The organism is Paenibacillus sp. MMS20-IR301 (assembly GCF_032302195.1).
GTDB lineage: Bacteria > Bacillota > Bacilli > Paenibacillales > Paenibacillaceae > Paenibacillus_AQ.
In genome coordinates this window covers 7443702-7459328 of sequence record NZ_CP135275.1, presented here as the reverse complement: position 1 = coordinate 7459328, position 15627 = coordinate 7443702, and the positions used below count along the sequence as shown (strand labels likewise).

The 15627-nt window shown below is 49.5% G+C and carries 12 protein-coding genes; 1 reads left to right on the top strand and 11 read right to left on the bottom strand.

Going from position 1 to position 15627, the window contains the following annotated elements; genetic code table 11:
• Positions 1-35: 35 nt before the first annotated feature.
• From LOS79_RS32075 to lon, 10 genes are all read right to left on the bottom strand, one after another.
• Positions 36-1067 (bottom strand): copper amine oxidase N-terminal domain-containing protein, encoded by a 1032-nt coding sequence (locus tag LOS79_RS32075; protein ID WP_315415096.1) that lies wholly within the window; start codon positions 1065-1067, stop codon positions 36-38.
• Positions 1064-1723: a hypothetical protein gene (locus LOS79_RS32070; protein WP_315415094.1), complete on the bottom strand. Its 660-nt coding sequence runs from the start codon at positions 1721-1723 to the stop codon at positions 1064-1066. The genes LOS79_RS32075 and LOS79_RS32070 overlap by 4 nt, the downstream gene beginning before the upstream one ends.
• A 24-nt stretch (positions 1724-1747) precedes the next feature.
• The gene (locus LOS79_RS32065; RefSeq protein WP_315415092.1) at positions 1748-3580 is read right to left on the bottom strand and encodes a polysaccharide biosynthesis protein; all 1833 of its coding nucleotides are present in this window, start codon (positions 3578-3580) and stop codon (positions 1748-1750) included.
• A 50-nt stretch (positions 3581-3630) separates the two neighbouring features.
• Positions 3631-4317 (bottom strand): CpsD/CapB family tyrosine-protein kinase, encoded by a 687-nt coding sequence (locus LOS79_RS32060; RefSeq protein ID WP_315415091.1) that lies wholly within the window; start codon positions 4315-4317, stop codon positions 3631-3633.
• On the bottom strand, positions 4298-5074 hold the full coding sequence (locus LOS79_RS32055; RefSeq protein ID WP_315415090.1) for a YveK family protein: 777 nt from the start codon (positions 5072-5074) through the stop codon (positions 4298-4300). Before LOS79_RS32055 ends, LOS79_RS32060 begins: the two co-directional genes overlap by 20 nt.
• A 90-nt stretch (positions 5075-5164) precedes the next feature.
• Positions 5165-7141 (bottom strand): S-layer homology domain-containing protein, encoded by a 1977-nt coding sequence (locus tag LOS79_RS32050; protein WP_315415088.1) that lies wholly within the window; start codon positions 7139-7141, stop codon positions 5165-5167.
• An 85-nt stretch (positions 7142-7226) separates the two neighbouring features.
• Entirely contained in the window at positions 7227-8009 is a 783-nt protein-coding gene (locus LOS79_RS32045; protein WP_315415086.1) for a tyrosine-protein phosphatase, read from the bottom strand.
• A 101-nt stretch (positions 8010-8110) separates the two neighbouring features.
• A complete protein-coding gene (locus tag LOS79_RS32040) occupies positions 8111-8704 on the bottom strand; it encodes a non-ribosomal peptide synthetase module (protein WP_315415084.1) in 594 nt (197 codons plus the stop codon).
• Between the two features lie 22 nt (positions 8705-8726).
• Positions 8727-9392, bottom strand: a complete 666-nt coding sequence (gene yihA, locus LOS79_RS32035) for a ribosome biogenesis GTP-binding protein YihA/YsxC (RefSeq protein WP_315415082.1) — start codon at positions 9390-9392, stop codon at positions 8727-8729.
• 12 nt (positions 9393-9404) lie between these two features.
• The gene (lon, locus tag LOS79_RS32030) at positions 9405-11792 is read right to left on the bottom strand and encodes an endopeptidase La (RefSeq protein WP_315415080.1); all 2388 of its coding nucleotides are present in this window, start codon (positions 11790-11792) and stop codon (positions 9405-9407) included.
• 323 nt (positions 11793-12115) lie between these two features.
• Between lon and LOS79_RS32025 the strand changes: the two genes are divergently transcribed.
• Complete coding sequence (locus LOS79_RS32025; protein WP_315415078.1) at positions 12116-13270, top strand: acyltransferase family protein; 1155 nt, start codon at positions 12116-12118, stop codon at positions 13268-13270.
• A 515-nt stretch (positions 13271-13785) separates the two neighbouring features.
• Here the strand turns inward: LOS79_RS32025 and lonB are convergent.
• On the bottom strand, positions 13786-15495 hold the full coding sequence (gene lonB, locus LOS79_RS32020) for an ATP-dependent protease LonB (RefSeq protein ID WP_315415076.1): 1710 nt from the start codon (positions 15493-15495) through the stop codon (positions 13786-13788).
• Positions 15496-15627 lie beyond the last annotated feature (132 nt).

The following is a 15627-nucleotide window of genomic DNA, read 5'->3' as shown; positions in this document are numbered from 1 at the left end:
TAGCATTGGTGTAGTAGCACTATTCATTTAATCATTTAGTTTGCCATGCCCTCCGCTATAGCTTGCCCTGCTAGCAGTTGGGCTTCAAACACAGCTCTATATTGCTGGATAATAGTTGTGCTATATCCGTTGCTGTTCAGAGTTTGTTCAGTATCAGCGATTATACTATTAAAGGAAGCTTTAAAGGAATTTAACTGCTGGACCCCTCTGGCTTTAATACTTTGTTTAGTTGTTGCATCCTTTGCATTTACATATTCCAGAGCAATCCCCATCAGTGTAGATTGACTTTCTGACTGTAATGCATCTAACTTAGCTTTTGTTGCGTTTGTAATCGACTCATAGGAAACCTTACCGCTACTTCCACCAGATGCTCCTAAATCAGTTGCTCCGCTTGGTGCAGTAGTTGCCGTTGCAGTTGGCTTTGGCGTAGCGCTGGCAGAAGTGTTGCCACTGTTGTTGTTCGTATTTCCAGCTGTACTATCTTCAAAACCCGGTGAGTTTGCAGTAATGGTCTTCGTCTTCTGATTCCAACTAATGGAATTGCCTACGGATTCCGATAAGAATCTTAGTGGCACATATAAGGAACCGTTCAGCAAATAGCTGGATTGACCTTGTGGTAATACAGCAGCCTTCTCATTAAATACATAACTTGCATTAACATTGTTGAGGGAAATATTCTTCGCTGTGAAAGAAGAGTTAGTAGTAGCATTCATTAAATATTCTTTAATGATGACTAATTCTGAGTTGGTTGGCTCAGCGACTGTAACCTTAAGATTCTTTGCATCCCAGCTTACACTCTTCTGCAGTGCATATGACATGAAGCGCAAAGGAACATATGTGGTGTTATTGTACATAAACACGTGCTGTCCTGCAGGTGGTTGCATGGCTACACCGTCAAAGAGCATCTTCACATCTATATTCTGTACTTTAATTGCATTAGACACTTTAACACTTGTTGTAGAAGCTGCTGCTGCAGATATCGGAGCTGAAGCAGTTAGTGGCGCTGAACTAATTAACGCTACAGTTAGTAACGCTGCTGCTGGAATTTTCAGTTTAAACATAATCATTCACTTCCCTTTTCCTTTGCTTTAATTCGTTCCTCTCCAGCGATTACTTGTTCTCGCGTCTTACCTTGACTCACACCGTATTTCTTGGCTATTTGTGAGAGCTCGTTATATTGTTCTTCCGAAACTTTACCAAGAATAATACTGCGGGCTTCCCGCTTCTCTTCAATCGTTAGGCCACCTTTAGCCAACTCTTGAAGTCTCTTGATATCAGATACACTTAGTTGTTGAAGTACTATTGAAGCCACATCTGCTTTATCTTTCATAGATACGCTCTCTTGAACTTCTTTAGCCTTATCCTTAGAAATATGGGCTATTCCATCTACACCTTCTGATGTTTGAGCTGGAGTATTTGATGGATTAGTTGTACCAGAACTTCCATATTTCCCTTCTCCAGCGTTACTAGAAGCTGAAGGGCTGACTGATAAACTTGTTGATGCCGGATCAGGTGAAGCTGTTTGTTCGCTAGACGAAGCCACCACAGGCTCAACAACTTGTCCTTGAGGTACGCTAGCCGCATCGTCATTATCGACATCAAACCCGCCTGCCATCGAGTTCATCAGCTTGTCCACAGCATAATTCGCTGCGAACAAACCGCCTACTCCCAGCACCACAATGACTGACAGCGTCCAGATCAATACTTTCTTCCATCGTTTCACTTCTGGTCCCTCCAAGTCACTTAATTAACTTATAGCAGCACGTGCTACCGGCTGCATTGGCACGATCTGATTAATTACTTCACGGATAGCGTCTCCGTCTTCCGTGAGCACACGTTCTAACCGTTTGAATTCCAGCTCCATTTGGTTCTGGCTGAGGACCGCAGGCCGGCCAATGAAGATCCGGTCATGCTGTGTAGCGCCTAAGTTCTCTTCATCTGTCAGGAGCTCTTCATACAATTTCTCGCCTTCACGGATTCCTGAGAAGGTAATGTCGATGTCCTTGTAAGGCTCATAGCCTGAGAGGGTAATCAAATCCTCGGCCAGTGTCAGAATCTTCACCGGTTCACCCATGTCGAGTACAAAGACTTCACCGCCGTTCGCGAACGCCCCGGATTGAATGACCAACTGAACCGCTTCCGGGATGGTCATGAAGTAACGTATCATCTCCGGATGGGTAACGGTGACAGGTCCGCCAGCAGCAATCTGCTGCTTGAATGCCGGAATTACGCTGCCACGGCTGCCCAGTACATTACCGAAACGGACCGCAGAGAACTTGGTCGGACTGGTCGTATTGAGGCTCTGGACATACATCTCGGCAATCCGTTTCGTTGCCCCCATAACACTTGTCGGGTTGACTGCCTTGTCGGAGGAGATTAATACAAACCGTTCCGCTCCGTACTTATCTGCACAGTCAGCAACATTACGGGTACCGAAGACATTGTTCTTAATCGCTTCAGAAGGATTACGCTCCATCAAGGGAACATGCTTATGCGCTGCCGCATGAAAGACTACCTGCGGCTTATGGCACTGGAATACATCCATCAGTCTTGTGCGGTCCTGCACATCGGCAATAATCGTCACAATATTCAGATGCGGGAAGCTCTTGCGCAGCTCCATCTCAATCGTATAGATGCTGTTCTCTCCGTGGCCGAGAATCAGCAGCTTGTCCGGTGCAAAGGGTGAGATCTGCCGGCACAGCTCTGAACCGATTGATCCGCCTGCCCCAGTAACGAGTACCGTCTTGTTATGGACATAACCTAAGATACCATTCATGTCTGCCACAATCGGCTCCCGGCCAAGCAGATCCTCGACGCTGACATCCCGCAGCTTCTTCACGGAGATCTTGCCGGCAATCAGGTCATTCAGCGCCGGAATAATCTTCAGCTTGGCCCCTGTTGCCTTGGACAGATTAATAATCTCGGATATCTCGGTTCTGGATACAGAAGGCATAGCAATAATAATCTCATGAATCTCCCGTTCCTTCACAATCCGCGGAATATCATAACGGTTGCCGAGTACCGGGACGCCCAATATTCTCAGGTGATATTTGTCCGGACTGTCATCAATGAAGCCTGTCAGCCGTGTATGGGCGAATGAAGGCCCCATCAGCTCTCTGGCAATCAGGATCCCGCAATCCCCGGCTCCGACAATAAGGGTATGCGTCTCCGTATCCTTATTGTTCATCCGCTCATTTCGGAAGACCCGCCATATAAACCGTACCCCACCAACCAACAACAGAATGGTCTCGACTGAACGTACTTCAATACTTAACGGTATGTGCTGAGGCAGAATAAAGAAAGCTACCGAGTATGAGATTACGGCTCCTACCACAATAGCTTTGAGTACCGATATAATCTCGCCGATACTGGCATATTGCCACATTCTGCGGTAGAGGCCGAAATAGACGAGGCTTCCCCCAAATGCTGCCGTTGAAATTATGCCATATAGTATCATTTGGATAACATATTCCTGCGGGATTTCATTATAAAAACGGAACAAATAAGATGTCACTATGCTGAACCAGATAATGGCAATATCAATCAGGAACAGCATAAGCACTCTAGTTTTAGCTGTCATTTTCAGTGCCTCCAAAAATAACAATTTTCATTCTTTGATCAAGCGAACACTCAGTTGCCATAGTAGTAATAGTAATAGCCTTCACTGGCTTTACGTTTGACATTATTCAGCACGACACCCAGCATTCTTGCACCTACCCGGTCGAGACCTTCCTTGGCCTTAACAGCAATATCCCGCTTCACCTTACCGTAGCTGACCACCATAATCACACCGTCACTCTTGGAAGCAACAATCTGTGCATCTGTAACCGCTAATAATGGAGGTGTGTCAATCAGGATCACATCATATAGCTGGCGCAGCTCCTGCAGCACTGCACTCATCCGGTTGGAGGCCATCATCTCTGCAGGATTCGGCGGAATCGGGCCGGAGGTCATGAGTGACAGATTATTCACTCCTGACTCCTGAATCACGTCGGACAGATCGGCCTGCTGGGATAACAGCGAGGATAGACCATAGCGGTTACTGAGCGAGAACGTCTTATGCGCTGTAGGCTTACGCAAGTCGCCGTCAATTAACAGCACCTTCTTATCGGCCTGGGCATACGCTGCCGCCAGGTTAGCTGTAACCGTTGACTTTCCTTCCTCCGGTCCGGAAGAAGTAACCATGATGATCTGGATCTGTTCATCCACGGAGGAGAAATCAATGTTCGTCCGCAACGCCCGGAAGGCTTCCGATACCGGAGAGCGCGGGTTGGTCACGGTAATCAGATGGCGTTGTTTATTTGGCTGCTGTGACATGCTCGAGTTCGCCCGCCTTTCTGGTCTGTGTCTGAACTTGTTGTTCTGTAGCCTTCGTCTCTTCTTGGCCCAGACGTGTAATCATAGCGATCGTTGGCAGTCCAAGATACTTCTTAATGTCATCTTCGGTCTTCAGCGTGTCATCCAGATATTCCAGCAGGAAGGCAATCCCCAGTCCGATCATCAGCGACATGATGAAAGCAATCGCCAGGTTCATCACCACATTCGGCTCAACCGGTCCTGGTGCAACTGGCGGATTCAGCTTGGCTTCATTCAGAATGGATACGTTCTGTACATTGAACAAGGAAGGAATCTCCTGCTTGAACACAAGTGAAATGGCATTCACAATCTCTGCGGCTCTCTGGTAGGAATTATCTTGAACGACAAGTGTCATCACCTGCGTGTTATTTACCGAACTCACGTTGATCTTCTTCAGCATCTCTTCTGCCGTAATACCGAATTGCGGATAATTCTTAGCTACAACATCGAGAATTGCCGGAGTCTTAATAATTTCTTTATACGTATTAATGAGCTGAATATTGGTATTAATCTGATTCAGGTCCAGCTGTGCTGCCGTAGACTGCGTAGGCGTCTGATTCACAATAATCTTCGTTGAAGCTTCATAGACCGGATTCTTGATATACAAGCTGTAGACCCCGGCAAGTACACAGGCCACGATAACAATGCTGACAATCATCCACAGTCTCTTCCTGACAATCTGGAAATAATCGCGCAGATCCAATTCTTGTGCTGACAAGTGAATTTCCCTCCAAGCTATTTCTGTAATATTGGTAAAAAAGTGCCCCCTCTCTGACAGACGAGAGGAGGCTCTCCACTTGCTTATATCTTACTTGAAGTTGATTGTACGGTAGATAATTACGGCTGCTTCAGCACGGGTAGCAGTGTTATTCGGATTGAACTTACCATCATTACCGATTACCAGGCTGTTGCTGGCAGCGAAGGCTACTCCGTCTCTCAGCGTTGCACTGATCTTAGCTGCATCCGAGAATTGGCTAAGTGCAGTTGCATTGGTAGCTGCATCCGGATTCTCGGCTTTGACTGCACGTGCAATCATTGTAGCCATCTCAGCACGGGTAATTGTAGCATTCGGATCAAACTTAGTTGCACTGCGTCCGGTTACAATTCCCTTCTCAGCAGCAACGGCTACATATGGAGCATACCAGGAAGTGGAGTCCACATCACTAAAGCTCTGTTTCGCAAAATTGTTCTCCAGGTCCAGGGCACGGATCAGCATCTTGGAGAATTCAGCACGGGTTACATTGCTCTTCGGAGCAAAATTGCCGTTGCCTACGCCTTCAATTGCGCCTTTGGCAGCTACAACAGCAATCTGTCTGCCGGCCCAGGCTTGAACATTTGCAATATCATTAAAGCTTACTTTGTTCTCAATTACTGCATAAGTAGAGAAGGAATTACGAGCTTCAATCAGGTTATTCCCGATAACTCTACCGCCATGATACTCCAGTTTACTGTTGATAATCTTTGCCAGAGTTAGAAGCTCTTGATCAAAGCTCGTAGAAACAAGCGGAATGCTAACAAGAATTGGCTTCTGGAAGCTTGTTGTAGGAACACCGCCTACTGTCAGAGAAAAATCATACACGCCGGATGCCAGCGGCTGGTAAGTAATCGAAGTTACTGTAGCCTCAGGGAGCTTGGACGTTGTCAGTGTAATCACTTCATTGAATTGTTCCACTGGAATCGTTACGGTTAAACCATTGAATTTGACAGCAACGTTAGCAATACCTTTAGCCTTAGCAGCTTCAATAATTGCCTTGGACAGTGATACATCTACAGTAGCAGCATTCACTGTACCAAGATCCAGGGTAAGAGTGAGGCCGGTCTTCACAGTGCTTGCAGCAACCAGTGCGTCAAATGCTTTCAGTACATCTGCATCAACCAGCTTGAGTGTTGCCTTATCACCAACGATAGTGACCAGCTTGGATACATCGTAGATTCCGTCTGCCTTCACTGTTGTAGGTGTAGTTGTGGTTGTGGTTGTACCTGGAGTTGAAGGGACAGATCCCGGATCCGGAGTATAACCTAAACCGAAAGCCTTGATATATGCAAGGGCCAGAGCCGAAGCCGAAGCCTTGTCTGTAGTCAGTTCAGCACGCAGTGCATTCAGCGCCTGCTTAACCGATGCAGTATCAATATGCAGGTTGTTCAGTACAGTGCTTACGGTGTATGCATTAGTTCCGGCAGTCTTGCCCAGAACAATCTCAATGGCATCATCAATCAAATCTTGCTGAGCGCTTGCATTAGTAGCGATCGTGACCAGCTCGGAAGTTGTCTTTGAACTTACAAGAGTGCGAAGGGAATCTTCCACTCCGAACACGAAGGTGATCACATCTTCCACTGTAAGGTCAGCAACGCCAGCATCTACTGCAAGACCTTTCAGCAGATCAATATAAGTCTGGTTGTTACGGATCGCTTCAACTGAACTATAATCTACAGAATAGTAGACATTAGCTACAGCATGGAACAGATTGTACAATTCTGTACGGTCTACATCCGTTGCAAGCTTGCTCAGGACTGGAGCGAAAATAGTGTCGAATTTAGCCTGGTCAATCTTGCTGTTGACTTCATCGCGTGTTGCACGCAGTGCAGCGCGGCCATCAGTGCCCAGTGCTGCGTACAAAGCGTCCACTTTCTGTTTCACTGTAGCAAGGTCTGCTGCTGCAGAAGCCGTACCCACAATCCCCGATTTTCCGATAATGCTCTTGCTGCCCAGTGGCAATCCGGCTACGGATGCCGCCGCCATACTAACTGCTAGTGTCGAAACTGCCAGTTTTTTCTTCAAAGTCACTTGTCATCCACCTCTTTGTATGTATTTTTATAGATTAATAGCAATAACCCAGTAATACCCATTCTACCATTAAAGAATAGGAAGATCACCCCTTACGAGAAAAAAAACCGAACAATTTATGAAGTTGCGTCTTCGTTTGTAGAGGAATTGCTCGAATTACCTCGTTATTCCTAGTGATATTTTGCGCGTTTTGTAGGAATACGTCGAACGCTGTCGCACCCCATTCTTTCTTCACGACTTCGTAGGCTTCGCTTAACTTGAACGGACGATTCACGGAATCATGCGCATCGGATGCAATTACCTGTATAGTCCCCCGCCGGCACAAATCCATCGACAGCTTCTGCAGCTTGCTCCCGAATGTACCGGCAAGGCTCTGTGCTGTCAGCTGCCCGAGTGCTCCAAGCTCAATCAGCCGCTCCAGCTTGGCCGGATCGCCCGCAATCTCCGCATTGCGCTCCGGATGGGCAATCACCGGTACATAGCCCTGAATAATCAGCTCATGGCAGACCTCCTCCATATTGCGCGGAACGCGTGATGAAGGCATCTCCAGCAAAATGTATCTGGAGCCCGCCAGGGTGAGAAGCTCGCCCCGTTCCAGATCATCCAGCAAATCCCCGTACAGGCGGATCTCCTGTCCCGCAAGGACCTGAAGCGGATTGCCGGCCTCACGCAGCTTGTCATTCAGCATCTGCACAGCCGGGATAATCCCTCCGGCCGGATTCATATAGACTCCGTTGGCATGATGCGGCGTGGCTACTACCGTAGTGATTCCGTCGTTATTGGCGTCTTGCGCCATGGCGAGAGCGGCCGTAAGATCAGCGGCTCCGTCATCCATGAAGGGTAGAATGTGACTGTGGATATCGATCATATTAAGTTTATCGGTCCTTTTCGAGAGGATATGTATAGATTTCGCAAAAAAATGCAACCATTTCACTAGGAAATGATTGCTAAATTTTAAAATATTAATCCCTAAGCCTCTAATTGAAAGAGCCTGGCAGCGGCCTTGGCGAGCTCGTCATCGACTTCCCGGATAGCCGCTTCATGACGGCAAGTATTACGCAGATCCAGCAAACTATTAATCTTCTGATGGATAAGTTCGATTTCCTGTTCTACAGTCTGAAGCTTGAATAAGGACATCATCTCTACTAATGAATATTTATGCTCATAGATCAGCTTCGTGCCGCCAGGCCTCACCTCCGAGATCCGGCGCACGGAGCCTCCTTCATAGTAATACATCATGGTCAGGTCTTTGTAGATCCGGTTCACCGTTCCCGTACCTTTATATGTAAAGAACAGCTTGCGGATCATATTAATCAGATGAGGATTCACTACCCTGCAGGACAAGGAACCAATATAGATGCCGCCTTTGCGTTCAAAAGACAAATGAACCTCCTCGCCCCCGGCCTCCTCCAGCACAATCTCCTGTTCACCCGCACCCAGAATCTTCACGCGGTGACTGATATAGCTGGTATCGGCACTAAGCAGAAACTGGTTCAGCTGAAATTCGGTCATTTGCATCGTTACATTTACATATTCCATAGCCAGACGCTGAGCCATATTCATCCCTCAATTCTCTGACAACCCCTTAAGCCTCAGAAGGCTCTTCTTGCAGCGGTTCATCCCCGGAAATCTGATCATCCGGTTCTGCCGGAAGCTCTTCTTCGGTAGGTAGAGTATGTCTGTCGATAAGTTCCCATAGTTCATCTTTGCCGAGCCCGATTTCCGAAGAATACGCGATGAAGCTGTCCCCCGGCAATACGCCGAGCTCCTGCTTCATAACTTTGATATGCTTCGGCCAGCGGGTCTTCGGAATTTTGTCTGCCTTCGTTGCCACTACACAGAGCGGAAGATCGTAATGCTTCAGCCAGTCGAACATCATCTTGTCGTTGCCGGTCGGCGGATGGCGCAGGTCTACCACCAGAAGTACCATCTTGAGCGTTTCGCGCTCAGCCATGTACTTCTCTACCATTTTACCCCAGGAAGCGCGTTGTGTCTTGGATACTTTGGCATATCCGTAACCCGGGAAATCGACGAAATACATACTCTCATTCACCCGGTAATAGTTCATATGCTGCGTCTTCCCCGGCGTAGAGCTGGTGCGGGCGAGATTCTTGCGGTTAATCATGCGGTTGATCAGTGAGGACTTCCCTACATTGGAGCGCCCTGCCAGAGCAATCTCCGGCAAGGCATCCACAGGGTATTGATCAGGGCCAACGGCACTAATCACAAATTCGGCGTTATTAACTTTCATAAGACTTCCTTTCTAATGCACACTACTTGGCGCTTCAATGCTTATTTCGTTATCTGTTCGGGTGCTTCTGCTCTCAAAAGGTTCCACCAGCGCATGCTTCAGCACCTGGTCCATATGGGCTACCGGCACGAATTCCACATCATTCCGGACACTTTCCGGAATATCCTTCAGGTCACGCTCGTTGTCCTTAGGCAGGAGAATCTTCTTGTAGCCGGCACGGTGGGCAGCCAGGGATTTCTCCTTGAGGCCCCCGATCGGCAGCACACGTCCGCGCAGTGTAATCTCACCGGTCATCGCCACATCCTTCGATACATAACGCTTCGTCAGAGCAGAGATCAGGGCGGTAGCAATCGTGATACCTGCCGACGGGCCATCCTTCGGAATAGCTCCTTCGGGAATGTGGATATGAATGTCGTTCTTCTCGTGGAAGTCCGGCGCCAGCCCCAGCTCCTCCGCCTTCGAACGGGTGTAGCTGAAGGCGGCTTGTGCCGATTCCTTCATCACATCGCCCAACTGTCCGGTCAGCGTCAGCTTCCCGGTACCCTGGACAACCGTCACTTCAATCAGCAGCGTATCGCCGCCGACCTCGGTCCAAGCCAGTCCGGTTACGGTACCGATCTGATCCTCCAGCTCCGCCATACCATAACGGTATTTGGAGATACCGAGATAATCCTTGATCTCATCCGGCAGAATGCTGACCCGCTCCTTCTCTTCCGAGACAATCTGCTTGGCGGCTTTGCGGCAGAGGGCGGCAATCTGCTGCTCCAGGCTGCGCACTCCCGATTCCCGGGTGTACTCGCGGACAATCTTCAGCAGGCTATCCTCTTCAATGGATAACTGTTCCTCTTCAAGACCGTGATTCTTACGCTGCTTCGGCAGCAGGTAACGGCTGGCAATCTGCAGCTTCTCAAGCTCCGTATAGCCGGGAATGAACAGCATCTCCATCCGGTCCAGCAGCGGGCGCGGAATGTTGTGCACGGCATTCGCCGTAGTGACGAACATGACATTCGACAGATCAAACGGCAGCTCTACAAAATGATCGCTGAACGTATTGTTCTGTTCCGGATCAAGCACCTCCAGCAGCGCTGCTGACGGGTCGCCGCGGAAATCGGCTGCCATCTTGTCGATCTCATCCAGCAGGAAGACCGGATTGACGCTGCCTGCTGTCTTCATCCCCTGGATGATTCGTCCCGGCATGGCCCCGACATAAGTCCGGCGGTGTCCGCGGATCTCCGCCTCATCCCGCACGCCGCCGAGTGAAATGCGGACGAACTTGCGGTTCAGGGAGCGGGCGATAGAGCGGGCGAGCGAGGTTTTGCCGACACCCGGAGGGCCAACCAGACAGAGAATCGGACCCTTCAGACCTTTGACCAGCTTCTGGACAGCGAGATATTCCAGCACGCGTTCCTTCGGCTTCTCAAGGCCATAGTGATCGGCATCCAGCACCTGCTCCGCCTTCTTGATATCCAGATCATCTTCCGTAGCCTCGCTCCAAGGCAGGCCAAGCAGCCAATCCACATAGTTGCGGATGACGCTTCCTTCCGCCGAGCTTGCCGGCATTTTCTCCAGACGGTCGATTTCCTTCTCAATCTTCTCCTGCACCCGTTCCGGCAGATTCTTCTCTTCCATCTGGGCGCGCAGCTCATCGGCTTCTCCTGCCCGGCCTTCCTTCTCGCCAAGCTCCTTCTGGATCGCTTTCATCTGTTCGCGCAGGTAATACTCCTTCTGGGTCTTCTCCATCTGCTTCTTCACACGCTGGCTGATCTTGCGTTCCAGCTCCAGCACCTCGCGCTCATTGTTGAGGATATCGAGCAGCTTCTCCAGGCGTTTGCTGACATCGATGGTCTCCAGGATCTCCTGTTTGTCCTTAATCTTCAGTGCCAGGTGACTGGTGATGACATCGGCCAGCCGGCCCGGCTCTTCAATATCGGAGACCGCAGCGAGCGTCTCGGGAGTTACCTTCTTCGACAAGGTGATGTAGTGCTCGAATTGACTCAGGACGGTGCGCATCAGCGCATCGCTCTCCTGATCCACATCCTCCTGCTCCGGCAGCTCACGCGCCATCACCTCATAGAACTCTTCGTTATCCGTATAATGAATAATCTCGGCCCGTTCTACGCCTTCCACCAGCACACGGATGGTGCCGTTAGGAAGCTTGAGCATCTGCCGCACATTCGCAACCGTACCGATCCGAAAAATATCTTCTTGTCCCGGCTCCTCTATATTCACTTCCGACTGGGAGCAGAGGAGAATCAGGTTATCTTCGACCATAGCTTTCTCTAGTGCCCGGACTGACTTCTCGCGGCCTACGTCCAGATGCAGAACCATACTGGGGTATACAAGAAGACCTCTAAGCGGTAATAAAGGAAAACGACGACCTTTGGATTTGCTTTGTATCATCGCTTTCGCACCTCCCATGGTTCATAAGTAGTGTCATATGCATTCATTTTAACAAAAGCGGGTTGAAAACACCAACAGGGTGTGTGCAGATGCATTTGTAATTCAGAGTCCTGCCAATGTTTTGTGATTGAGCTGTGGAATGGCAGCATAAAATGCACGGACGCACTTTAGTATTTGCTATAGTTTGGTGTACTATGCCAGTTGCAGTTGGGAAATGGCTTACCTATTCAATAAAACAAATTCTATTTGCCTATTCCTGCATATAAACTTATAATTTTTTTGACTCTTAAACTCTTTTTTCGCAAAGGAAAGGATTTTTCATAATGGTAAATGATCAAAAAAAAATTCAATTCATTCAAATGCTCCGTGGCTTAGCTGCTGTGGCTGTTACAATTTTCCACGCCAAAGGCCATCTGCCTGAACAATCTCCATTTACACAATGGTTTTTCTCCGCTGCTTCATCTGGTGTTGATATTTTCTTTATCCTTAGCGGATTTATTATGGTCATTACAACGACAAAGAATGACAGCTCATTTATATACTTTTTTAAATTCTTAATCAAACGATTTGCTAGGCTATGGCCGACTTACGCTATATTGACAATAATTTACTTGCCTGCAATGGCCTTAAGTGCTGCCATTATTAACCGAGTAGATGTCAATCCTTCAGTAACCGATATGGTAAAGACACTGCTTTTTGTACCACTTATAACCTCTAAAGCAGATGCCCCTTTTTGGGGGGGTTCTGTACTACATACAGGTTGGACTCTAAACTACGAGGTATATTTCTATGTGTTTTTTGCACTTTGTTTATTATTTGGTCGATTTCGTTGGGCTGTCTTTTTTGGTTGGGTGGCCACTACATTATTAATCATACCTTCTTTTACAGGAGCCATCTCCTTCGATTCAAAGCATTACTATGGTTTTCAGGGATACATTAATCTGATGTCATCACCACTTATTTGGGAATTCGTTGCTGGCGTTATTATCGGCTTGCTTTACTTATCCCCTTTTAAAATCAGAAACAAACAAATTTGTTGGCTTTTGGTTATGCTAACTACTTCTTTTACTGCTTGGATGCTTCTTGGCGGCTTTAGACCAGGTTACGGAATCTTAAATTGGGGTTTTTCTTACATCTTCTTATTTTCTACACTGGCGATAACAAGCAAAACCCTTGAATTCAAAATACCTCCTGTTTTAGTGTGGCTTGGTAATATATCCTACTCTCTTTATCTGGTGCACCCGATCATAGTGCATCCAATTGCAAATATCGCCTGGGAATACGAACCCTTACAAGTCGCACTCCAAGGAATGCCTTATATCTTATTTTTGACAGCATTAAGTATAGTTTTTGCAGCGATATCTTATGAATTTTTAGAAAAACGGCTATCGAATTGGCTTAGAGAACGATTATTTTCTGTCCTAAATGGAATTAATAGCAGTAAAAAGGAAGAAACAATAAGAACCTATCACAGTTGATAGGTTCTTATTTCCAGTAATTTCAACTGTTGCTTTGGCAAGGGATTGTCTATCGGCGCGAATATACAGCCCCTTTCCATTCTTGCCCAGAGCAAAGCCAAGAAACTTGAAATTCTTCCGCGCTTTTACGCTCACAACCTTACTCTTCTGGGGATTCATCTGGAGTCTTAGTTTGTTCTCCAGATACTTCCGGCAGGATTCTAGATGCCGTGTCGCTGCCCGTTGCTTTTCGCTAGTATCACGATGTCGTCTGTATACCGATTAGGCGGTAATGGACTTCGCTTTGATATGCAAGCTCGTCCATCCCAGTATGCCTTGTATGTGATTTTTGTTCGTTAGACCGAGGTTTTTCCTCAGGCTTCCTTCTGATTCCGCCTCGCGGCGGACACCCTTGCCTTTGGCAAACAGCTCCTGCTGCCAAGCCTGTAGCGGACTTTCAGCGCCAAGTTATCGCCCATGCCAGGCGCACACATTGGAGACACCTCCCCAATCCCGGGGAGGTGCCTCCAACAGCTCTACCCGCCCAAGATCTCCCCCGAAGCATCCGCCTTCAGCAGCGAAGGCGGCGAAGAGAAGGTCTCGCCGGATACCGCAGGCAGCCTTATGTCTGCGGTGCCTGTGCCGAACAGGTGGCGGAAGACCTCCTCCACGTTATCCACGGGGATGACCCGCAGCTGGCCGAGGTCGGCGAACAGCGACTGCCAGTTCTCCCTCGGGATAAGCACGGTGGTGGCGCCGGCCTGGAAGGCGGCCTCCACCTTGGCGACAACGCCGCCGACCGGCTTCACCCGGCCGTGGATGCCGATCTCCCCCGTGATCGCCACGGTGTTGTCGACCGGCAGCTGGCGGATGGCGGAGACAATCGCCACCGCCATAGCCACCCCTGCTGACGGGCCGTCGATTGGCGTACCGCCGGGGAAGTTCACATGCAGATCATAGCGGTCCGGGTCCAGCTTCATCATGCGCAGCACGGTCAGCACATTCTCGATGGACCCTCTGGCCATGCTCTTGCGCCGGGTCGTCCGCGAGCCTCCGCGCAGCTCCTCTTCATCGACTACACCAGTGATGTTCAGTCTGCCCTGCCCGTTAGCAGCGGGCGCAGCCGAGACTTCGATCTCAAGCAGGGTGCCCATGCCGGGGCCGTATACCGCCAGCCCGTTGACGAGGCCGATCTGCGGGGATGAAGGAACTTTGCGCTCCGCCCGCAACGGCAGCTGGCTGCTGCCTGCCACCCACTCCACTTCAGCCGCACTCAGCGTATCCCGGCCTTCAGTCAAGGCCAGTCCGGCGGCCAGCTGAATCATATTCACGGCCTCGCGGCCGTTCGTGGCATATTGCTTCACCACTTCCACCGCCTCCGGACTCGGCTTCAGTCCGATCTTCTGCACGGCATCGCGGGTGATGACCGCAATCTCCTCCGGCAGCAACGGACGGAAATAGATCTCCATGCAGCGCGAACGCAGCGCCGGTGAGATCTCATCCGGTGAACGGGTCGTTGCCCCGACCAGCCGGAAATCGGCAGGCAGGCCGTTCTGGAAGATGTCGTGGATGTAAGCCGGTGTATTGTTGTCTTCAGAATTGTAGTAGGCGCTCTCCAGCAGCACCTTACGGTCCTCCAGCACCTTCAGCAGCTTGTTCATCTGGATCGGATGCAGCTCCCCGATCTCATCCAGGAACAGAATCCCGCCATGCGCCTTGGTCACTGCCCCCGGCTTCGGCTGCGGAACCCCGGCCACCCCCATGGCCCCCGCACCCTGATAGATCGGGTCATGCACCGAGCCGATGAGCGGATCAGCAATTCCGCGCTCATCGAAGCGTGCAGTCGTGGCATCAATCTCCGTGAACTTGGCATCCTTCTTGAACGGGGACAGCGCATTTTTCTTCGCTTCCTCCATCACCACGCGGGCCGCCGCCGTCTTGCCTACACCCGGCGGGCCGTAGATAATGACATGCTGCGGGTTGGCGCTGCAAAGCGCCGCCTTGAGCGCACGCAGCCCGTCCTTCTGGCCGACGATATCGCCGATAGAGGCCGGACGGGTCTTTTCCGAGAGCGGCTTGGTCAGTGAGATCATCCGCATCTTGCGCAGCTTATCGAGCTCCTTGCGCGATTCCCGGTCTACCGCCGTCTTGTTTGTCTTTTGCCCGCGCAGCAGATTCCAAAAATAAACGCCGATGACCAGCGCGAAAAAGAGCTGCACGATCATCAGCAGTATACTTAGTTCCATAGCACACCCTCCTGTTTCCTTCCGTCTGCCTAATCCTATATTTAACTGCTACTAGGTAGTATAGCCGTTTCAAACTTTCATAAACTCCCGCAGCAAAAAAACAGACTAACCGCAGCCTCTCCGCCGGCATCT